Source organism: Aeromonas sp. WP2-W18-CRE-05, assembly GCF_014168615.1.
In the GTDB taxonomy this organism is placed as follows: Bacteria; Pseudomonadota; Gammaproteobacteria; order Enterobacterales; family Aeromonadaceae; genus Aeromonas; species Aeromonas caviae.
This window is the reverse complement of record NZ_AP021917.1, coordinates 2,589,286-2,609,291: the sequence shown is the minus strand read 5'-3', so window position 1 is coordinate 2,609,291 and position 20,006 is coordinate 2,589,286. Positions and strand designations below refer to the sequence as shown.

General features: G+C 60.4%; 21 protein-coding genes. 6 read left to right on the top strand and 15 right to left on the bottom strand.

The annotated features are described in order from the left end of the window. Window positions 1-32: 32 nt before the first annotated feature. From rbsC to H7R73_RS12140, 4 genes are all read right to left on the bottom strand, one after another. Window positions 33-1,001, bottom strand: coding sequence for a ribose ABC transporter permease (gene rbsC, locus H7R73_RS12155; protein ID WP_103260146.1), 969 nt, complete (start codon window positions 999-1,001; stop codon window positions 33-35). Further along, window positions 998-2,527 (bottom strand): ribose ABC transporter ATP-binding protein RbsA, encoded by a 1,530-nt coding sequence (gene rbsA / locus H7R73_RS12150; protein ID WP_103260145.1) that lies wholly within the window; start codon window positions 2,525-2,527, stop codon window positions 998-1,000. Before rbsA ends, rbsC begins: the two co-directional genes overlap by 4 nt. Window positions 2,528-2,562: 35 nt before the next feature. Further along, window positions 2,563-2,982: a D-ribose pyranase gene (gene rbsD, locus H7R73_RS12145; protein ID WP_048207718.1), complete on the bottom strand. Its 420-nt coding sequence runs from the start codon at window positions 2,980-2,982 to the stop codon at window positions 2,563-2,565. Window positions 2,983-3,227: 245 nt separating this feature from the next. Continuing rightward, entirely contained in the window at window positions 3,228-3,845 is a 618-nt protein-coding gene (locus tag H7R73_RS12140) for a glutathione S-transferase family protein (protein WP_103260144.1), read from the bottom strand. Between the two features lie 257 nt (window positions 3,846-4,102). Here H7R73_RS12140 and H7R73_RS12135 point away from each other — a divergent pair, with 257 nt between their 5' ends. Continuing rightward, window positions 4,103-4,858, top strand: a complete 756-nt coding sequence (locus tag H7R73_RS12135) for a hypothetical protein (protein ID WP_182951137.1) — start codon at window positions 4,103-4,105, stop codon at window positions 4,856-4,858. A gap of 61 nt (window positions 4,859-4,919) precedes the next feature. Next, entirely contained in the window at window positions 4,920-5,582 is a 663-nt protein-coding gene (locus H7R73_RS12130) for a DUF2987 domain-containing protein (RefSeq protein ID WP_010674784.1), read from the top strand. Between the two features lie 71 nt (window positions 5,583-5,653). Here the strand turns inward: H7R73_RS12130 and ttcA are convergent, their stop codons facing one another. The 11 genes from ttcA to ccoN form a co-directional block, all read right to left on the bottom strand. Next, on the bottom strand, window positions 5,654-6,562 hold the full coding sequence (ttcA, locus tag H7R73_RS12125) for a tRNA 2-thiocytidine(32) synthetase TtcA (RefSeq protein ID WP_010674783.1): 909 nt from the start codon (window positions 6,560-6,562) through the stop codon (window positions 5,654-5,656). A 67-nt stretch (window positions 6,563-6,629) separates the two neighbouring features. Next, entirely contained in the window at window positions 6,630-7,577 is a 948-nt protein-coding gene (uspE, locus tag H7R73_RS12120; RefSeq protein WP_039040780.1) for a universal stress protein UspE, read from the bottom strand. A 136-nt stretch (window positions 7,578-7,713) separates the two neighbouring features. Beyond that, window positions 7,714-8,469 (bottom strand): FNR family transcription factor, encoded by a 756-nt coding sequence (locus tag H7R73_RS12115; protein WP_041215139.1) that lies wholly within the window; start codon window positions 8,467-8,469, stop codon window positions 7,714-7,716. Between the two features lie 68 nt (window positions 8,470-8,537). After that, window positions 8,538-9,224, bottom strand: a complete 687-nt coding sequence (locus H7R73_RS12110; RefSeq protein ID WP_103260142.1) for a sulfite exporter TauE/SafE family protein — start codon at window positions 9,222-9,224, stop codon at window positions 8,538-8,540. Next, window positions 9,208-9,414, bottom strand: coding sequence for a cbb3-type cytochrome oxidase assembly protein CcoS (ccoS, locus tag H7R73_RS12105; RefSeq protein ID WP_103260141.1), 207 nt, complete (start codon window positions 9,412-9,414; stop codon window positions 9,208-9,210). The genes H7R73_RS12110 and ccoS overlap by 17 nt, the downstream gene beginning before the upstream one ends. An 82-nt stretch (window positions 9,415-9,496) precedes the next feature. Continuing rightward, on the bottom strand, window positions 9,497-11,893 hold the full coding sequence (locus tag H7R73_RS12100) for a heavy metal translocating P-type ATPase (RefSeq protein ID WP_103261133.1): 2,397 nt from the start codon (window positions 11,891-11,893) through the stop codon (window positions 9,497-9,499). Window positions 11,894-11,981: 88 nt separating this feature from the next. After that, window positions 11,982-12,470 carry a FixH family protein gene (locus H7R73_RS12095; RefSeq protein WP_103260140.1) on the bottom strand — a complete coding sequence of 163 codons (489 nt, stop codon included), beginning with the start codon at window positions 12,468-12,470 and terminating at the stop codon, window positions 11,982-11,984. Between the two features lie 113 nt (window positions 12,471-12,583). Further along, window positions 12,584-13,573 (bottom strand): cytochrome-c oxidase, cbb3-type subunit III, encoded by a 990-nt coding sequence (gene ccoP / locus H7R73_RS12090; protein ID WP_039040785.1) that lies wholly within the window; start codon window positions 13,571-13,573, stop codon window positions 12,584-12,586. Then, a complete protein-coding gene (locus tag H7R73_RS12085; protein ID WP_010674775.1) occupies window positions 13,573-13,752 on the bottom strand; it encodes a CcoQ/FixQ family Cbb3-type cytochrome c oxidase assembly chaperone in 180 nt (59 codons plus the stop codon). Before H7R73_RS12085 ends, ccoP begins: the two co-directional genes overlap by 1 nt. Window positions 13,753-13,763: 11 nt before the next feature. Further along, window positions 13,764-14,378: a cytochrome-c oxidase, cbb3-type subunit II gene (ccoO, locus tag H7R73_RS12080; protein ID WP_010674774.1), complete on the bottom strand. Its 615-nt coding sequence runs from the start codon at window positions 14,376-14,378 to the stop codon at window positions 13,764-13,766. An 18-nt stretch (window positions 14,379-14,396) separates the two neighbouring features. Beyond that, complete coding sequence (ccoN, locus tag H7R73_RS12075) at window positions 14,397-15,821, bottom strand: cytochrome-c oxidase, cbb3-type subunit I (RefSeq protein WP_010674773.1); 1,425 nt, start codon at window positions 15,819-15,821, stop codon at window positions 14,397-14,399. A gap of 279 nt (window positions 15,822-16,100) precedes the next feature. Here ccoN and H7R73_RS12070 point away from each other — a divergent pair, with 279 nt between their 5' ends. The 4 genes from H7R73_RS12070 to prc all read left to right on the top strand — a co-directional run bounded on the left by H7R73_RS12070 (window position 16,101) and on the right by prc (window position 19,896). Continuing rightward, complete coding sequence (locus H7R73_RS12070; RefSeq protein WP_103260139.1) at window positions 16,101-16,559, top strand: hypothetical protein; 459 nt, start codon at window positions 16,101-16,103, stop codon at window positions 16,557-16,559. A 108-nt stretch (window positions 16,560-16,667) separates the two neighbouring features. After that, on the top strand, window positions 16,668-17,126 hold the full coding sequence (locus tag H7R73_RS12065) for a GAF domain-containing protein (protein WP_010674771.1): 459 nt from the start codon (window positions 16,668-16,670) through the stop codon (window positions 17,124-17,126). A 101-nt stretch (window positions 17,127-17,227) separates the two neighbouring features. Next, a complete protein-coding gene (gene proQ, locus H7R73_RS12060) occupies window positions 17,228-17,872 on the top strand; it encodes an RNA chaperone ProQ (protein WP_103260138.1) in 645 nt (214 codons plus the stop codon). An 8-nt stretch (window positions 17,873-17,880) separates the two neighbouring features. Continuing rightward, the gene (prc, locus tag H7R73_RS12055) at window positions 17,881-19,896 is read left to right on the top strand and encodes a carboxy terminal-processing peptidase (protein ID WP_041211433.1); all 2,016 of its coding nucleotides are present in this window, start codon (window positions 17,881-17,883) and stop codon (window positions 19,894-19,896) included. Window positions 19,897-20,006: the final 110 nt, after the last annotated feature.

The window sequence follows — 20,006 nt, the reverse complement described above, 5'->3', positions numbered from 1 at the left end:
TTTCATTCCTTGTGTGTGGCTGGTTTGGGTTGTTATTTATTGCTTTTGTTATCGATCATCACGGCAAGCAGGATCACGCTGGCCTTGGCGATCATCTGGTAATAGGAGCTGACGTCGAGCAGGTTGAGGGCATTGTTGAGGAAGCCGATGATGAGGGCACCGATCAGGGTTCCCATGATGCGGCCCTTGCCCCCCATCAGGCTGGTGCCCCCCAGCACCACGGCGGCGATGGCATCCAGCTCGTACCCCATGCCAGCAGTGGGCTGGGCGGACGAGAGACGGGATGTGACGATGAGCCCGGCCAGTGCCGACAGCATGCCGCACAGACCATACACCGCGAGCTTGACCCGATCCACATTGATACCGGAGAGGCGGGTGGCCGATTCGTTGCCGCCGAGGGCATAGATGTAGCGGCCCAGGCGAGTGTGATTGAGCAGGTACCAGGCCAGCAGGAAGACGATGGCCATCAGCCAGATGGGCACTGGCAGACCCAGCAGGTAGCCGGTCCCGAGCCAGGCGAAGTGATCGGCGCCGTCACTGAAGCCGGTGGAGATGGGGCGCCCCTCGGTGTAGACCATGGTGACGCCGCGCAGGGCGGTCATGGTGACCAGGGTGGCGATGAACGCCTGTACCTTGCCCTTGGCGATGATGAGGCCGCTGATGCTGCCAAGCAGGGCGCCGGCACCCAGGGTGAGGGGGATCACCAGGCCGATGGGCAGCTCCATGGCCACCATGGTGGCGGCCAGGGCGCCGCACAGAGCCAGTACCGAGCCGACCGACAGATCGATGCCGGCGGTGAGGATGACCAGCGTCATGCCGACCGCCATGATGGCGTTGACCGATGTCTGGCGCAGGATGTTGAGCAGGTTGTCAGCGGTGAAGAAGTTGGGGCTCAGGAAGGAGACCACGCCGATCAGCACCAGCAGCGCGACCAGGGACTTGTTCTCGATCCACCAGGCCTTGCTCATGACGCCGCGGCGGGAAAGGGTTTGGGTTGTCATTGTGCTGCCTCTTGCTCTGCTTGCCACTGTTTACCGACTGCCGCTGCCATCAGCTTCTCCTGATTGGCATCGCGGGTGTTGAATTCTGCGCTGATGCGCCCTTCGTGCATCACCAGGATGCGATCACTCATGCCGAGCACTTCCGGCATTTCGGAGGAGACCAGGATGATGCTCATCCCCTCCTTCTTGAACTGGTTGATGAGCTGATAGATCTCCTTCTTGGCGCCGACATCGACGCCGCGGGTCGGCTCATCCAGGATCAGCACCTTGGGCCGGGTCAGCAGCCCCTTGGCGATGGCCACCTTCTGCTGGTTGCCGCCGGAGAGCAGTTTTATCAGCTGATCCTGACTCGGGGTCTTGATGTTGAACAGACGCACATAGTCCCCTACCGCCTGGCGCTCGGCCTTGCCGTCAATCTTGCCGCCACGAATGAACTCGCCGAGGGCGCACAGGCTCATGTTTTCGCGCACCGACAGCTCCAGCACCAGGCCGTCGCCCTTGCGATCCTCGGAGATATAGGCGATGCCGGCGGCCAGACCATCGGCCGGGCTCTTGGGGACCAGGGCGTGGCCATCCACCGTCACCTGGCCAGCGCTGATGGGGCTGGCACCGTAGATAAGCTTCATTAGCTCGGTGCGGCCGGAGCCCATCAGGCCGCTGAAGCCCAGAATTTCACCCTGACGCAGGGAGAAGCTCACCCCGCGCACGCCGGGGCCGGCCAAATCCTTCACCTGCAGGCTGACGGGGCCGAGATCGCGGGCGAGGCGCGGGTACTGCTCTTCCAGCCGGCGACCCACCATCATCTCGATGATCCTGTCTTCGTCGAGATCGCTCACCGCCTGCTCGCCGATCCACTTGCCATCCCGCAGCACGGTTACCCGATCGCAGATTTCGAAGATCTCCTTCAAGCGATGGGAGATGTAGACGATGCCGCAGCCCTGCTCGCGCAGTTCGCGAATGACGGTGAAGAGCTGCTCGGTCTCGGTGTCGGTGAGGGCATCGGTGGGCTCGTCCATGATGATGACGCTGGCATCGAACGACAGCGCCTTGGCTATCTCCACCATCTGCTGTTCACCGATGGAGAGATCCCCGAGCCGGGTATCCGGGCCGTGTTTGACGCCAAGCCGTGCCAGCAGGGTGCTTGCTCGTTCGCGCAGCTGTTTGTGGTCGATGCTGCCAAAACGGGTACGGGGTTCGCGGCCGAGGAAGATGTTGGCGGCAATCGACAATTCCGGCAGCAGGTTCAGCTCCTGGTGGATGATGCTGATCCCCTGATCCTGGGAGTCGCGGGGGCCCTTGAAGTGAACCGGCTGGCCGCGATAGCTGATGCTGCCCGAATCGGCCTGGTAGATGCCGGTCAGCACCTTCATCAGGGTCGACTTGCCAGCGCCGTTTTCGCCGAGCAGGGCCATCACCTGGCCCGGATAGACCCGAAGACCCGCTTCGTCGAGGGCGCGTACCCCGGGGAAGGTCTTGACGATCCCGGTCAGCTCCAGAATGGGTGAGAGGGGGGAGGTTGTGCTCATTTGCAGCTTCCTTGAAGAGGCCTTCTTTGAAGAATTCAGAACGCCACACCGGCGCAGAGGATCAGGTTGGCGTAGGGAGTCACCTCGCCGCTGCGCACGATCGCCTTGCTCTGGCGGGAGCGAGCCTTGAACGCTTCGTGCAGGCAGTACTCGATGGTGATGGGCTTGCCTTGAGCCGCGGCGTGCGCCTCCAGCTGATCCACCAGCGCCTGATGGGTGGCGGGGCTGATCGCCTTGATCTCGCTTGCCATGATCACCTTCTCCACCACCAGATCGGTGAGTAGGGCGGTCAGCACGGTTTCAAGGCTCGGCGTCCCCGCCATCAGCGCCAGATCGATGCGCTCGGGGCCTGCCGGAATGGGCAGGCCAGCGTCGCAGACGGTGATCTCGTCGGTGTGGCCCATCTGCGCGACCAGCGCGCTTAAGGGAGCATTGAGCAGCTTGCCTCGTTTCATACAGCACCTCGGCGGCCTGGGACCGCATATGGATATTGAGTTGGGCAATCGGTTACGCAACCGGTTGCGTCATTAGGGCGAAAGATAGGTGTTAACCGTTAACGGGTCTAGGCAGTGATGACGAAAATGTGAAAACGATCTCAGTGACAGGGCAATTTCAGAAGAAACGGGTGCCAGAAGAGCACCCGTCTGAGAGGCGTCGCCGGATGTTGCCCGTACAAAAAGGCGTACCCGGCGCGAGGAGATCAGAGGGCGAGCGCCGCCTGCACTGCGGGGCGGGCCAGCATGCGCTGATAGTGATCCGCCACCTTGGGAAACTCGCTGATGGCAACCCCGTCGCTCTCGAGCCAGCCTGCAATCACGAAGAGGTAGATGTCGGCCAGGCTGAAGCGCTCCCCCAGTACCCAGGGGCCGGCCAGATAGTGGCGCTCAATCTGGTCAAAGCCATCGCGCATGTTCTGGGGCATCTTGGCCTGCATGGCAGCCATGGCCTGTTGATCGTCGGCCCAGCGGCCGGGACGGCGTCCATGGGCATGGGCGACATGGACGGTGGAGACGAGGAAACTGTGTACCTCCTGCATCCTGGCCAGGAGGAAGGGGTCATCCAATGGGGCCAGCCCGGCGTTAGGAAAACGCTGGGCAACGTAGAGCAGCAGAGCCGGTGTTTCGGTCAGCACGCCATGCTCCGTCACCAGTGCCGGGACTCGCCCCTTGGGATTGATGGCGAGGTAGTCAGGGCTGCGCTGTTCACCAGCGGCCAGATCCAGGCGCTTGACAAGGTGAGGGGCACCGGCCTCCACCAGAGCGATGCGCACCGCCATGGCACAGGTACCCGGGGCAAGATAGAGCGTCAGTTCGGACATGACCGTTTTCCTTGTGTGAGAGAGAAAAGCCAGTGGACATCTCGTCCGCCAGCGCGTGCCATCATCCTACTCCCGTTGGACAGAGGGGCCAAGGGTGAGGGGAACCTCATCAAGAAGGGCTGCAAGGCCTTTGGTATCAATGGCTTTCTGAACGGAAGATAACAGGAAAAACGGCTACGCATGCCGGTTCAAACCGCTATAATGTGCCACCTTGGATCAGTCGTCAGTGAATGTTGGACAGTCAATTGAGTAATAGAATGCGGATCGGTGGAACCCTCGAACAGTCCCTCAGCCAGGGATATCGTCTGGACCTGCAAGGGGTGTTGAAAGAGGGGTGGCAACAGACTCGTCGCACCGGTTTCGGATTGGCGCTGGCCATCGCCGGGGTCATGGCAATCTGGATCCTGCTGAGCAATACCTTGCTGACACCCTATGTCGCCCGTGAAGGAGGGGATATGGATATGGCCCTGATCCTGAGCCTGCTGGTCACGGTGATCATGTCACCCATGACCTCCTCCCTCGACATGCTGGGGTTGCAGCAGTCGGTGGGGGTGCGCGCCCGGCCGAGCCAGGTATTCGACTTCTTCCGCCACTTCCTGCGCCTGGGCAGCCTGAGTCTGCTCGGCAGCCTCATCACCAGCCTGTTTGGCCCCCTGTTCGAGCTGCTGGGTGTGCCGGTGATGCTGGCCTTCATCCCTTCCGCCCTGGTGGGCATGGGGCTGGTGTTTACCGTACCTCTGGTGCTGGAGCGCGGTCTTTCCCCGGCTCAGGCCATTCTGGTCTCCCTCAAGCTCTTTGCCCGGGGATGGCCCAGCATAGTGCTGCTGCACGGGGTCATGCTGGCACTCTTCTTCCTGGCGCTCATCCCCATGGGGCTGGGACTTATCTGGGTGGCGCCGCTCTACTTCAACTGCAAGGGCATTCTCTACCGGGAGCTGTGTGGGGTGGCAGTCGAAGTGACCGAGGTTGCCAGTGGCAACGACGGGCAGGGCCCGGATCATTTCAACGCATAACGGGATACCAGGGGATCAGCCGGTGTCGACCCGCCCGGAACATGATGCAAAAGGATGGCATATGAACAAGCGATACGGGATGGCGGCGCTCCTGCTGGTACCCATGCTGGGACAGGCTGAGCCGTCCCTTGAACTCGACTACGGCACCTTCTACAGCCAGATGAAGACCTTCGCCAAGGGGGAATTTGGCCACGCCAGACTGGGCTTTTATCTGGCCAGTCAACAGAACGGTCGGCGCTGCGGGCTCACCTCGGCCCGGGTCTCGACCCCGGACAGGGATGTGCCCGCCGAGGTCACGGTGGATGGCGAACTGCGTCTGCCCTATGACGAAGATCTCAACCTCGACAAGGCGATCGTGGTGGTGGGGCTCACCGAGGCCCACGCCGCCTGCGATCTGTCGGTACAGGTGATGGCCGACGCCCCCGCCACACCCGAGGTGCCGCTGGCCGAGCTCGTCTCGCGCCAGCAGCAGATGCAGCGATTGCTCGACAAGATGGCTGGCATGGTCGGCCAGTATTTCCTGCCCAAGATGGAAGGGGTGCGGATCTCCATGGTGGCGCCCGCAGGCACAGCCTACCTTGTGGAGGGGGCCCGTCAGGAGGCCGTCTCCTGGCAGCAGGGGCAACTGCTGCTCAGCAATGCGCAACTGAAGGGGTTTGCCCAGGGCAAGCTGCAACTGCAAGGGGAGATCCTGCGCCTGACCCCCTGGCTGCACAAGGGGTAGCGACCCGAGTCCGCAGATTGCCAGAATGAGAAAAGGAGCGCCTGGCGCTCCTTTTTTGTGGGTGACGGGGCTTAGCGCACCTCAATCACGTCCAGCATGTCCATCTCGTCGATGTCCAGCAGCGGCGCCTTGGGCAGCTCGGGCGGATCAAATGCCTTGTCGCCACCGTCGATGATGCCGGAGTCGCGGTTGATGCTCTTGAAGTCAAACAGCTGGTGATCGAGCAGGTGGCTTGGGATCACGTCCTGAATGGCGGTGAACATGGTTTCGAGACGACCCGGGAAGCGGCGATCCCACTCCTGCATCATCTGTTTGATGGCCTGGCGCTGCAGGTTCTCCTGGGAGCCGCACAGGTTGCAGGGGATGATGGGGAAGGCCTTGACCTCGGCATAGCGCACCAGATCTTTCTCCTTGCAGTAGGCCAGGGGGCGGATCACCACGTTCTTGCCATCGTCGCTCACCAGCTTGGGGGGCATGGATTTGAGCTTGCCACCGTAGAACATGTTGAGGAACAGAGTCTCGAGGATGTCGTCACGGTGATGGCCAAGGGCGATCTTGGTGCAACCCAGCTCCTGGGCGGTGCGATACAGAATGCCGCGGCGCAGGCGGGAGCAGAGCGCGCAGGTGGTCTTGCCCTCCGGTACCTTCTCCTTGACGATGGAGTAGGTATCTTCTTCCACGATCTTGAAGTCGATGCCGAGAGTGCTCAGGTATTCGGGCAGCACGTGCTCGGGGAAGCCGGGTTGCTTCTGATCCAGGTTGACGGCCACCAGATCGAAATGGATGGGGGCGCTGGCCTTCAGGCTCATCAGGATGTCGAGCATGGCAAAGCTGTCCTTGCCGCCAGACAGGCAGACCATGATCTTGTCACCCTCTTCAATCATGTTGAAGTCGGCGATGGCCTGGCCCACGTTGCGCCGCAGGCGTTTCTGCAGCTTGTTGAAACTGTATTTCTCTTTGGCGTTAAGCTCTTCTAGCATGGCCTCAAACCCGGGACAAAAATAAGCGGCTTATTATAGCCATGTCCCGGGGGAGGGCAAGAAACGCTTATGCAGGATGACGCCTGTCATCCACAGGGCAGCTGTAATCGTCGGGTTTGAGGATGAGAATGTCGCAGTTGAGCCTGTCCACCACGTGCTCGGCGGTGTTGCCAAGCAGGGCGGCAGAGAGGCCGGTACGGCCGACGCATCCCATGATCATCAGGGTGGCATTCAGATCGTCCGCCATGTCCGGCAGCACCTCCTCCGGCAAGCCTTCCGCCACCTTGGTCCACATGTGGTTGATGCCGAACTGATCGGCATGCTCCCGCAGCAGATCTTCATGGTGTTTGCGAATGGCATCGTTGTAGGCGTTGGGATCGAACTCTGGCAGTTCGATGGCGACATTGACCGGGGTGCCCGGGTAGGTGTTGACCAGATAGAGACTGGCACCAAGCAGCTCGGCGATGGCGATCCCCTCGCGGGTGATCCGCTCGTTGAGCACCTTCTGCTCCTTGTCATCGCTCGAGCAGTTGATGGCGGCAATCAGGTTGCCCCCCCGTTGCCAGTGCCCTTCTTTTACCAGCAGAACCGGACAGGGGCATTTGCGCAGCAGGTGCCAGTCGGTGGGGGTGAAGATGAAGGTTTGCAGGAAGGAGTGCTTGTGAGTCGCCTTGACGACCAGATCGTGACGCTGTTCCAGCACTTCCTGAATGACGCACTCGAAGGGACGGTTGTGCCAGAGCACTTTCACTTCGCATTCCAGCCCTCTGGCCCGATAGGGAGTGAGGATCTCGTCGAGCCACTCCCGACGCTGGGCGATGACACCATGGCGCATCTCTTCCCGCTCGTCTGCCGAGAGCATGGCGGTCATCTCGTAAGAGAAGTCGTAAATCGTCAGGAGCAGGGTCAGCTGGGCGCCCTCATCCAGCTCGGCGACCTTGACCGCGCGCTCGAGCGCGATCTGGCGCTCCTCCTCGGGATTGATCACCACCAGAATGTTTCGGTACTTGACCATGTTCTCCTCCTTGGCAAAAAGGCCAATGATGGCAACTCTTTAGCTATTACAGCTTAGTCCAAGGGGGGAGACGGGAAGGTGTGCCGGATCAAATTTCAGGGTGATCCGATCCGGCAAAAGAGGGAATAAACGGGGATTAACCGCAGGGAGGACGAGTGGCTCCGGCCATGACGCCCAAGGCAACGTTGTCCAGTACAGTAATGTATTTGCCTTTGACGCTGATGAGACCGGATTTCTGGAAACGGCCCAGCAGGCGGCTGATGGTCTCGACGGTGAGACCGAGGTAGTTGCCGATGTCCCCACGGGTCATGGAGAGGCGGAACTCCTTGGCGGAGAAGCCGCGCTCGGAGAAACGAACCGAGAGATTGTGCAGGAAGGCAGCGAGGCGCTCTTCGGCGTTCTTTTTGGAGAGCAGCAGTATCATCTCCTGGTCGCCCATGATCTCGTTGCTCATCAGTCGCATGATCTGCTGGCGCAGTTTGGGCATCTTGCCAGAGAGGTCGTCGAGCACATCGAACGGGATCTCGCACACCATGGCGGTTTCCAGCGCCTGGGCGAAGGAGGGGTGGGCCTGCTTGTGGATGGCGTCGAAACCGACCAGATCACCGGCGAGGTGGAAGGCGGTGATCTGTTCGTCACCCTGTTCGGTGATGGTGTATGACTTGATGGTCCCGGAACGTATGGCATAGAGCGACTTGAGCTCGTCGCCGGCCTTGAACAACTCTTCACCCTTCTGGATCGGCTTTTTGCGCTCGATAATGCTGTCGAGCTGATCAAGCTCGTTGTCGTTCAGGGTGAAGGGGATGCAGAGCTGGCTGATGCTGCAATCCTGGCAATGAATTGCACAGCCACCGCTCTGAATACGTCTGCCAGGTTTCTTGTCCGGGATCATAGGCTCAAATGAATAATTGATTTATATCAAACAAGTTTACCACCATCTCATCCGTTTTGGATAGGGTTTCAAAAGGACGCCATCCCGATCCAGAGGGTGTGGATCCCGTAGGCAATAAGCAGCAAGGCGCCCCCAAGGCGCAGGCTGCGCAGGGTGAGCCAGTAGCGTAATCGGTCTGCCAGCCCCCCCAGCGCAAACAGGGTCGGCAGGGTGCCGAGGCCGAAAAAGAGCATGATGAGTGCCCCGCCACTCGCGGAGCCTGCAGCAGCGCTCCAGGTCAGCATGGAGTAGACGAGACCGCAAGGGAGCCAGCCCCATATCATGCCAAAGGGGAGGGCCTGCCAGGCTGATGTAAACGGGAGAAACCTGCCTGCCAGCGGCTTGATGAGAGGCCAGAACTTCGCACCGATGCGCTCGAGCAGCAAGACGCCATGCCACCAGCCAGCCAAGTAGAGGCCGAGCGCTATCATCAGCAGGGCTGCGATGAGGCGAAGCCATGCCAGGGCGTGTTTGCCAGCGCCTATCTCCGTGGTGGTGGCGAGCAAGCCGCCCACCAGCGCGCCCGCCAGCACATAGCTCAGGATGCGCCCCAGGTTGTAGTTGAGCAGATAACCGAGCCTGCCCCAAAAATGCTGCTTCTCGGTAGGTATGGCCATGGAGAGCGCTGCGGACACGCCGCCGCACATGCCGATACAGTGGCCGGCACCGGCAAGCCCGACCAGCAGGGCGCCCATGAGGTCAAGGTTGCTGGTCATGAGGCCTGCTTTCCTGTTCTGCGTGTTGTTCAGGGGAGGGCAAGGGGCGCTGCTCCTCGTCAAACAGGATGTTGGAGCCCTGCCTGTCGAGATCCTCGAACTGCTCGGAGCGGATGGCCCAGAAGAAGACGGCTCCTGCAATGACAACGAACAGGATGGCGATGGGGATGAGGACGAAGATGATGTTCATGGCGCGGACCCTGTGGTGAAAGGGGGATGATAACCCGGCGAGGCAAGAGGTGCCGCCACCCGGGAGGATGCCAGACGGCTGCTCACCGGTTGAGCCGCATGGAGTTGGTGACCACGATGAGGGAGCTCAGGGACATGCCAGCAGCCGCCAGATAAGGGGGGAGCCAGCCACTGGCCGCCAGCGGCAGCACAAGCAGGTTGTAGCCGATGGACCAGGCAAAGTTCTCCTTGATGATCTTGCGAGTGCGCAGGGCCAGGGCCCGGGCGGCCAGCAGACGGGAGAGATCGTCGGCCAGCAGGATGGCGTCGGCGCTATTCTTGGCAAGATCCGTTCCCCCCGCCATGGCAAAAGAAGCGTGAGCACCGGCCAGCACAGGGGCGTCGTTGATGCCATCTCCCACCATGATGCTGATATCCCCGGCCGCTTCCCGGGCCTTGAGATAGGCCAGCTTGCCGTCCGGGGTGACCCCTTTTACCAGCTCATCGACCCCCAGCTCGCGGGCCAGCATGTCCGCCTGGTCCGAACCGTCGCCGGTGAGAATGGTGGTTTGCAGGCCTGCCTCCTTGAAGGCTTGGATCAGTGCACCGACATCGGGGCGCAGCGTGTCGGCCAGGATGAAACGGGCCAGCAGTCCGTGCTCATCGGCCAGATAGATGGCCAGCCCTTGAGCGGCATTCTCTTCTTGCGCCAGTTCGAGCCAGCGTGCACTGCCGATGCGGTAATGCTTGCCCTCAATCACTCCCTGCACGCCGTGGCCGATGACGGGGGTGACGTCGCTGGCGGCGAGCGGCACCCCGTCCGCCAGTGGTTTGCTTCGAAACGCACGGGCGATGGGGTGCTCGGAGTAGGTCTCCAGGGCCTGGGCGAGGGCGAGGCAGCGGGCTGCGTCGAGCTCGCCGAGGGGCTGGGTGCTCACCAGGCTGATGTTGCCCGTGGTCAGGGTCCCCGTCTTGTCCATCACGATGCGGTTGGCCCGGGTCAGAATGTCCAGCACGTGGCCGCGGCGCAGCAGGATGCCGCTGCGGGTCAGGTTGGCAGTGGCCGAGGTCAGTGCGGTCGGGGTGGCCAGCGAGAGGGCGCAGGGACAGGTCGCCACCAGCACCGCCAGGGTGACCCAGAAGGCCCGCTCGGGCTCATGAAAATGCCAGAAGGTCCAGACCGCAGCCGCAATGATCAGGAGCACCAGGATAAAGTGGCGCGACAGCACGTCCGCCAGTTGGGCGATGGCGGGCTTGTCGTCCAGAGCATGATCCTGCAGGCGCATGATCTGGGCGAGACGCGACTCTTCAATGGAATGGCTGACCCGGATCTCCAGGGGGGCATCGGTGTTGATGGTGCCTGCATAGACGGGATCCCCGGCCTGTTTGAGCAGGGGCAACTGTTCACCAGTCAGCATGGATTCGTTGAGGCTGGCCTGGCCCAGGGTGACGATGCCGTCGGCTGGCAGGGTGGCCCCCGCGAGTACCCGCACCCTGTCTCCGACTCGCAGCGTCTTGGCGGCCACCTCGTGTTCGCCGTCATCATCGATGCGGGTTGCCATGATGGGTACCAGGCGCGCCAGGTTGGAGCTCGACTCCGACGCCTTGCGCCTCGCTCGCAGTTCCAGCAGACGGCCCAACAGCAGGAAGAAGACGAACATGGTGATGGAGTCGTAATAGACCTCACCCGTGTTGAAGACCGTGGCCCAGATGGAGGCGACGAAGGCGCCGATCAGTGCCAGCGACACCGAGACATCCATGGAGAGGTGGCCCTGCTTCAGGCTGCGCCATGCCCCCACGTAAAAAGGCTGGGCCGAGTAGATCATGATGGGGGTGGAGAGCAGGAGGCTTATCCACTTGAAGTAGATCATGAACTCCTCTTCCACGCTGATGAAGAGGTCCATGTAGAGTGCCACGGCGCACATCATCACCTGCATGGAGCCAAGCCCGGCCAGCGCCATGCGGAACATGTAGCTGCGCACCTCTTTGGCGTAGAGTGCTTCCTGCTGATGAGTCTGGAAGGGATAGGCGCGATAGCCGACCCTGGCAAAGCCCTTGAGAATGTCGCTCAAAGAGAGCTGGGCCGGATCCCACTTGATGCGGGCGCGATGGGTGGTGGTATTGACGTTGATGTAACGCAGACCGCGCAGGGTCATCAGGTGCCGCTCGATGAGCCAGGCACAGGCGGCGCAGGTCAAGCCTTCCACCGTCAGCTGGATCTCGCGCGTAGTTTCGCGACCCGTACCGGTGTCGGTGACGAACTCCTGCTGCACCTCCGCCAGATCGTAGTGGGTGAGGGCGGCGAGCTCTTCGGGCACCAGCTCCCCCTTGATGCCGGGAGCGGTGCGGTGTTCGTAATAACTGGCGAGGCCGCATTCGAGAATGGTCTGTGCCACGGCCTGGCAGCCAGGGCAGCACATCGGCTGAACGATGCCTTTGATCTCGAGAGTAAAGTTACTGCCAGTGGGAACCGGTTCACCACAGTGAAAACAGCCGGTCATGGTGATCATCCCTCTTTGATGCAGCCCTGCAGGCCGGGTCGGGGAGAAGGGCGGCTGACCGGCGTGCCGATCACCCTGCCTTCGTGATTCAACGTCCCTTGGGATCGAGCTCAATCGCTGCCTGAGTCGGCAGTTGTGCCGTCTCCTGGAGGCGCCATTCATGGTTGAAGGCATCGACCCGCACGTGCCACTTGCCGGTGAGGGGCTTGTCCAGCATCAGGCGATAGACTCCCTTGCCATCGGCCGTCAGCAGATGTTCGCTGTCCAGGCCCGCCAACGTGGGATGAAACAGGGAGAGGTGCAGTGCTTGTCCTGGTGGGATCTTCCCTGCCAGGGGAGTCAAGGTCAGCTCTTTGTCGCTGACATTGAGGGCGATAAGGATGCCGAGCGCCTCGGCGCGATCGAACTTGCTGAGATCCTGGTTAATCTCCTTGCCCTGCTTGTAGTAGTCCTCCGCTACCAGGTTGACCCCATCCTTGCTGGCAATGATGGCGGTGGCGATGCTGCCTACCACGGCGGCGCAGGGGAGGGCGATGATGAACCAGGGCCAGAATTGGCGATACCAGGGTTGGGTCATGATGCTACCGAAACAAATGGTTAACGAAATGGCGGTAATTCAGCCAACACAAGATAACAAAAAGCCTCGAAGAGTCGAGGCTTTTTGCTGATTAATCACGTGCTTATCACATGTTACTGCTGATTCTGCCGATCGTTGTGGGACAAGCTGTAAACGTAGGAAGCGAGCAGGTGTACCTTGTCTTCCCCCAGAATGTCCTTCCAGGCCGGCATCACGCCGTGGCGCCCGTGGGTGATGGTCTGTTCGACCACCTGACGGGAGCCGCCATAGAGCCAGATGTTGTTGGTGAGATCCGGTGCGCCAAAGGCGATGCCGCCCTTGGCATCCGGGCCGTGGCAGGCGGCGCACATGGCAAAGCGTGCTTCCCCTTTCTTGGCTTCCACCAGATCAACCTTGCGACCGGAGAGGCTCAGCACATAGGAAGCCACCTCCTTCACCCCGTCCTGACCCAGGATCTCGCCCCAGGCGGCCATGATCCCCTGACGACCGCCCATGATGGTGGTCTTGATCTGGTCGGGTGCGCCGCCCCACTGCCATTCGCTGTCGGTCAGGTTCGGGAAACCTCGGCCACCACGGGCATCGGAGCCATGACACTGGGAACAGTTTTGCAGGAACAGGCGCTGACCCACCTTCAGGGCTTCCGGATCCTTGGCGATCTCGGTGATCTCCTTGTAGCTCTTGCCGTCAGCCTGATAGGTCAGCTCGCGGAACTTGGCGCCGTAGATCTCGTCAGCCTTGGCGAGTTCCCGGTCGTATTCCACCGCGCGTCCTTCGGCCTTGGCAGACTCGGCCGCCGCCTTGGACTCGGCCAGGGAACGCACATCCTGGTTGGAGCTCTGCCAGCCCAGCAGACCCTTGAAGTTGCCAAGGCCCGGGAAGGCGAGCAGGTAGATGAGCCCGGTGACGATGAAGAAGAGGAACATATAGGACCACCACTTCGGCAGGGGATTGTTGATCTCCTCGATGCCGTCGAAGGTGTGACCCATGGGTTTGCCCTCTTCGGCTCCCATCTTGTCCTTCATGCACCAGGCCAGCAGCAGGAAGCAGCCGAGAATGGTGCCAAGGCTTATGACGGTCACAAAAATGCTAAACAGAGTGCTCATTATTGCTTCGCTCCTGCGTTCTTGTTATCAGCACTGGGTTGCTCGTCATCGGCAAAAACCAGGTTGGCGGCCTCGTCGAAAGAAGCCTTGCGGCGCTTGCTGTAGGCCCAGACGATGATGCCAATCATGATGACCATCAGCAGCAGGGTGTACAGGCCGCGAAATGTGCCGTAATCCATATCCCGACTCCTTATTTCAGGGCATGGCCCAGTGATTGCAGATAGGCGATCAGCGCATCCAGCTCGGTCTTGCCCTTGACGGCCTCACCGGCACCGGCGATGTCGGCATCGGTATAGGGCACGCCGAAGTGATCCCGGAACAGAGCCAGCTTTTTGCCGGTCAGCTCGCCGCTCAGCACATTGGTCTCGAGCCAGGGGAAGGCCGGCATGTTGGACTCGGGCACCACGTCACGCGGGTTGATGAGGTGGGCGCGATGCCAGTCATCGGAGTAGCGGCCGCCGACCCGGGCCAGATCCGGGCCGGTACGCTTGGAGCCCCACAGGAAGGGGTGCTCCCACACGCTCTCGCCGGCAACCGAGTAGTGGCCGTAGCGTTCGGTCTCGGCGCGGAACGGGCGGATCATCTGGCTGTGGCAGACGGTGCAGCCTTCGCGGATGTAGATGTCGCGTCCTTCCATCTGCAGGGCGGTGTAGGGCTTGAGGCCCTCCACCGGCTCGTTGGTCTGCTTCTGGAAGAACAGGGGGGTGATTTCCACCAGGCCCCCCAGGCTGATGGCGAAGATGATGCCAATGACCAGCATGGGGACGCTTTTTTCAAAAATCTCGTGACGGTTGTTGTTGCTCATGCTTTAAACCCCTTCAAATCAGGCTGGCTGTGCGACGGGTTCCAGGGAACCCTTGGGCGCAGTGACGGTGCGGTAGGCGTTGTAGGCCATCAGCAGCATGCCGGTGACGAAGAAGCAGCCACCCAGGAAGCGCACGAAGTAGAAGGGATAGGAAGCTTGCAGCGCCTCCACGAAGCTGTAGGTCAGGGTGCCGTCGTCGTTGACCGCACGCCACATCAGGCCCTGCATCACACCGGAAATCCACATGGCGACGATATAGAGCACGGTGCCCACGGTGGCCAGCCAGAAGTGGACGTTGATGAGCTTGATGCTGTACATGCGCCCCTGCCCGAACAGGTTCGGGATCAGGTGGTAGACGGCACCGATGGACACCATGGCAACCCAGCCCAGGGCACCGGAGTGAACGTGACCGATAGTCCAGTCGGTGTAGTGGGAGAGGGCGTTGACGGTCTTGATCGCCATCATGGGGCCTTCGAAGGTCGACATGCCGTAGAACGACAGGGAGACGATCAGGAAGCGCAGAATGGGGTCATAACGCAGCTTATGCCAGGCACCAGAGAGAGTCATGATGCCGTTGATCATGCCGCCCCAGGAGGGCACGAACAGGATGAGGGACATCACCATGCCCAGCGACTGGGCCCAGTCAGGCAGGGCGGTATAGTGCAGGTGGTGCGGACCGGCCCAGATATAGAGGGAGATCAGCGCCCAGAAGTGCACGATGGAGAGGCGGTAGGAGTAGACGGGGCGACCCGCCTGCTTGGGCACGAAGTAGTACATCATGCCAAGGAAGCCCGCCGTCAGCAGGAAGCCCACCGCGTTGTGGCCATACCACCACTGCACCATGGCATCCATGGCACCGGAGTACATGGAGTAGGACTTCATGCCGGAGAGGGGCACTTCCATGTTGTTGACGATGTGCAGCACGGCCACCGTGATGATGAAGGCACCGAAGAACCAGTTCGCCACATAGATGTGGGAGGTGGTGCGCTTGACCAGGGTGCCGAAGAAGACGATGGCATAGCTCACCCAGACCACGGCGATGGCGATGTCGATGGGCCACTCCAGCTCGGCGTACTCTTTGGAGGTGGTGTACCCCAGCGGCAGCGAGATGGCTGCAGACAGAATGATCGCCTGCCAGCCCCAGAACACGAAGGAGGCGAGGGGACCACCAAACAGTCGGACCTGACAGGTGCGCTGCACCACGTAGAAGGAGGTGGCCATCAGGGCGCTGCAACCAAATGCGAAGATGACCGCATTGGTATGCAGGGGACGCAGACGGCTGTACGTCAGCCAGGGGGTGTCGAAGTTGAGGGCAGGCCAGATCAGCTGGGCTGCAATCAATACACCCACCGACATGCCGACGATACCCCAGACAATCGTCATGACGGTGAACTGGCGCACAACGGTGTAGTTGTACTCAGGGTGGTTTGTTGTATGGCTCATCGTTGTATTCCGCTTCCGATGCTGTTGTTTGTGTTGCCCGGTGTCCTGGGCCATTTTCACCCCGGTTTTGCAAAATCCTCTCGTTAACATCTGTTAATAAAAGGAAAAGCAAAAGGTGGTTAAATGAAAATCCATTGAGAATGATACTGAAATGACCGGTAAAATAACAGTACAAACAGTGATATATTTGGCTCCAGCGGGTCTCATGTCCGCCAGTTTTTACCTTGCGCCAGATCACGAAAATTACATTTTCAACGTACCTTACAGAGCTGTTTTTTCATGAAAGAGAGACTCACTTCACGCAAAATCGTCCACCTGTCCATGGTGCTGGTCATTTTGCTCTCCCTGATGGCCTATCGAACCTGGTTTTCAGGCACTGGAAGCGACCATGAAGAGGGCACCAATGTTCAGATTTGTGATCTGTCCCACAGCCCCTGCCGCCTCATCGTCGGGGATCGCCCGCTGACGGTCAGCATCGATGGCTTGCCGATCCGCCCTGAACATGACTTTGTCCTGCGCCTTCAAGGGGGTGTGCCGGCCATCACGCCGGTCAAGGCCTGGCTCGAGGGCAAGGAGATGTTCATGGGGCTCATCCCCGTGCTGTTTGAACCCAACCAAACGGGGTGGCGAGGGGTGACCCAGGTGGGAAGTTGTACGACCGAGGCGATGGACTGGCTCCTGACCATCGAGTGGAGCAATGGCCAGCGCCATCAACTGACGTTGGGCGCGGCACGTTGAACGGACTCTCATCGGGCCCCAGGAGGGGGGATAATTGAAAATTGATTTGAAATTTTCAGGCAGGACGGTACCTTGCATTGATTATCAAGGAGTGAAGTTCATTTAATCATGATTGAAAAACAAGCATTTTATCGCACGCTCAACCAGCAGGCCCAGGCATTGCTGGAGGGCGAACCCGACATGATCGCCACCCTGGCAAACCTGTCTGCCCTGCTCAATCAGGAACTGGCTGACATCAACTGGGTTGGTTTCTACCTGCTGCAGGGCGAGACCCTGGTGCTCGGCCCGTTCCAGGGCAAGCCGGCCTGTGTGCGCATCCCGGTCGGGCGCGGCGTTTGTGGCACTGCGGTGGCCGAGGGCAAGACCCAGCTGGTGGACGACGTGCACCAGTTCGCGGGGCACATTGCGTGCGACGGTGCCAGCAACTCGGAAATCGTGATCCCGCTGCGCCGTGGCGGGGAGATCATCGGGGTGCTGGACATCGACAGTCCAATCTTTAACCGCTTTGACGAGCAGGACCGGATTGGTCTCGAAGAAACGGTGCAAATTTTGGAAAGCATGCTCTAAGTCATTGCTAGATGGTTCGCAAAAGGTCCCAAGCTCTCTATAATGGGGCCTTTGTTGTGTTCGGGCATGCCCGTGCGTCTATATGAAAGCCAAGGTTATACATGGAAAACACTGAAAAGCTGAAGAACAGTAAAGAGATCGTCGCCTACCTGGTCGAGAAATTCCCGGCCTGCTTCATCGCTGAAGGAGAGGCCAAGCCACTCAAGATTGGCATCTTCCAGGATCTGGCCGCGCGTCTTGCTGATGACGAGAGAGTCTCCAAGACCATGCTGCGCTCTGCTCTGCGTCAATACACCTCCAGCTGGCGTTACCTGCATGGCCTCAAGGCTGGCCAGGCCCGTGTCGATCTGGACGGCAACCCGGGCGAGCTGCTCACCGAAGAGCACATCGAGCATGCCAAACAGGCGCTCAAGGAGAGCAAGGAACGTGTCTTTGCCAGCCGCCGCACCAACACCAAGGAGAAGGAAGACAAGCCCAAGCAGCCGCGTCGCAACGCGCCGCGCAAGGCTGACGCTCCCCGCTCCGACAAGCCCAAGTCCGCCCCTGCTCCCAAGGCTGCACTGGTCGCCGATGCGCCGCTGGTGAAAGTGGATGCCGCTACTCTGAAAGTCGAGCAGGGCGTGCGCGTCGTGCTGGGCAAGTCCCCTGTGCCTGCGACCATCAAGGAAGTGACCAAGGATGACGTACAGGTTCAATTGCAGACCGGCATGATGTTGCGGGTCAAGTTCGAGCATCTGGTTCTCTAAGGAGACGAATGTTGAAGCATGGCGTGATTCGTTTTTCACTCGTTGCCTGTAGCCTGGCGCTTGCCGGGCTCGCACAGGCCATCGAGCCGGTGCTCAAGGAAAGTGATTTGCCTGTGTTGGCTCAAGAGAGCCAACATGCTACGGCCAGCAAGCGAATTGCCAATCTGTTTACCCGCTCCCACTACAAACAGTTCAAGCTGGACGACGCCTTTTCCTCCGTGATCTTTGACAAGTATCTGGAGAATCTGGACTACAGCCGCAACCTGTTTCTGGCCTCTGACATCAGCCGTTTTGAGAAATATCGTACCGGTTTTGACACCGACCTCGAGCGAGGGCGGCTGGCTCCGGCCTACGAGATGTTCAACCTGAGTCAGCAGCGGCGGTACGAGCGGTTCGAATACGCCCTCAAACTGCTTGACACTCCCTTCGATTTTACCCAGAAAGACAATTACGTCTTCGATCGGGAAGGGGCTCCCTGGCCCAAGGATGAAGCCGAGCTCAACGAGCTGTGGCGTCAGCGGGTCAAGTTCGATGCCCTGAGCCTCAAGCTCAGCGGCAAGGAGTGGCCCGAGATCAAGGAGCTGCTTGGCAAGCGTTACAACAACGCCATCAAGCGGATGTCCCAGACCGAGAGCGAGGACGTGTTCCAGCTCTTCATGAACTCCTTCGCCCGCGCCATCGAACCGCACACCAGCTATCTGTCTCCGCGCAGCGCCGATCGGTTCAACACCGAGATGAACCTCTCGCTGGAGGGGATTGGTGCCGTGCTGCAGGCGGAAGATGACTTCACCGTCATCCGCTCCCTGGTGCCAGGCGGTCCGGCGGCCAAGTCCAATCACCTGAAACCCGATGACAAGATCACCGGGGTGGGGCAGGACGACGGCAAGATTGTGGATGTCATTGGCTGGCGTCTTGACGACGTGGTCGAGCTCATCAAGGGGCCCAAGGGCAGCAAGGTGAAGCTGGAGATCCAGCGCGGCAAGGGCGCGACCGCCAAGACCGAGCTGGTGGAGCTGGTGCGTGACAAGGTGCGTCTGGAAGACAGAGCCGCCAAGTCCAAGGTGATCACCGCCGAGGGCAAGAAGATCGGCGTGCTCGAGATCCCGAGCTTCTACGTCAACCTGCACGACGACGTGATCAAGGAGATCTCCAGCCTCAACAAGCAGAAGATCGACGGCCTCATCGTCGATCTGCGCGGCAACGGCGGCGGTGCCCTGACGGAAGCTTCCGCCCTGAGCGGTCTCTTCTTTGCCAGCGGCCCCGTGGTGCAGATCCGTGATCACATGGGTCGCATCACCGTCAATGGTGACGACGACGGCAATGTCTACTACGGTGGCCCCATGTCGGTGATGATCGACCGCTACAGCGCTTCGGCGTCCGAGATCTTCGCCGCCGCCATGCAGGACTATGGTCGTGCGCTGATCCTCGGCGAAAACTCGTTTGGCAAGGGGACGGTGCAGCAGCATCGCAGCCTCGCAAAGGTCTATGACTTCTACGAGCAGCCGCTGGGTCACGTGCAGTACACCATCGCCAAGTTCTACCGTATCGATGGCGGCAGTACCCAGAACAAGGGGGTTGCACCCGATATCGCCTTCCCGACCGCAGTGGCGCCGGGTGAGACGGGGGAGAGCCGCGAGTTCAACGCCTTGCCCTGGGACAAGATCGCCTCGGCCAGCTACGAGCGACTGGGGGACTTTTCCAGCCTGTTGCCCAAGCTGAAAGCGGCCCACGAGGCGCGGATCACCAAGGATCCGGAATTTGCCTATGTGCTGCAGGACATCAAGGAGTATCAGGCGGACAAGGACAAGAAGTCGGTCTCCCTGAACGAAGCCGAGCGGCTGGCTGAACAGGCCAAACAGGACGAGAAGGCGCTGGCGCGAGCCAACGAGCGGCTGACCCGTCTTGGCAAGCCGACGGTGAAGAGCCTGGATGAACTGCCGACCGATTTCGAGGCACCTGACGAATACCAGGTGGAAGCGGCCAACATCACGGCGGATCTGGCCACCCTCAGCAAGAAGAGCTGATGCTGGCAACGAAATGACAAGGGCGACTCGGGTCGCCCTTTCTTTTGCCTGAATGCAAACTATTTGACCCTGTCCGAGCCTTGTGACAGCCTCTGACACGTCAATAACAA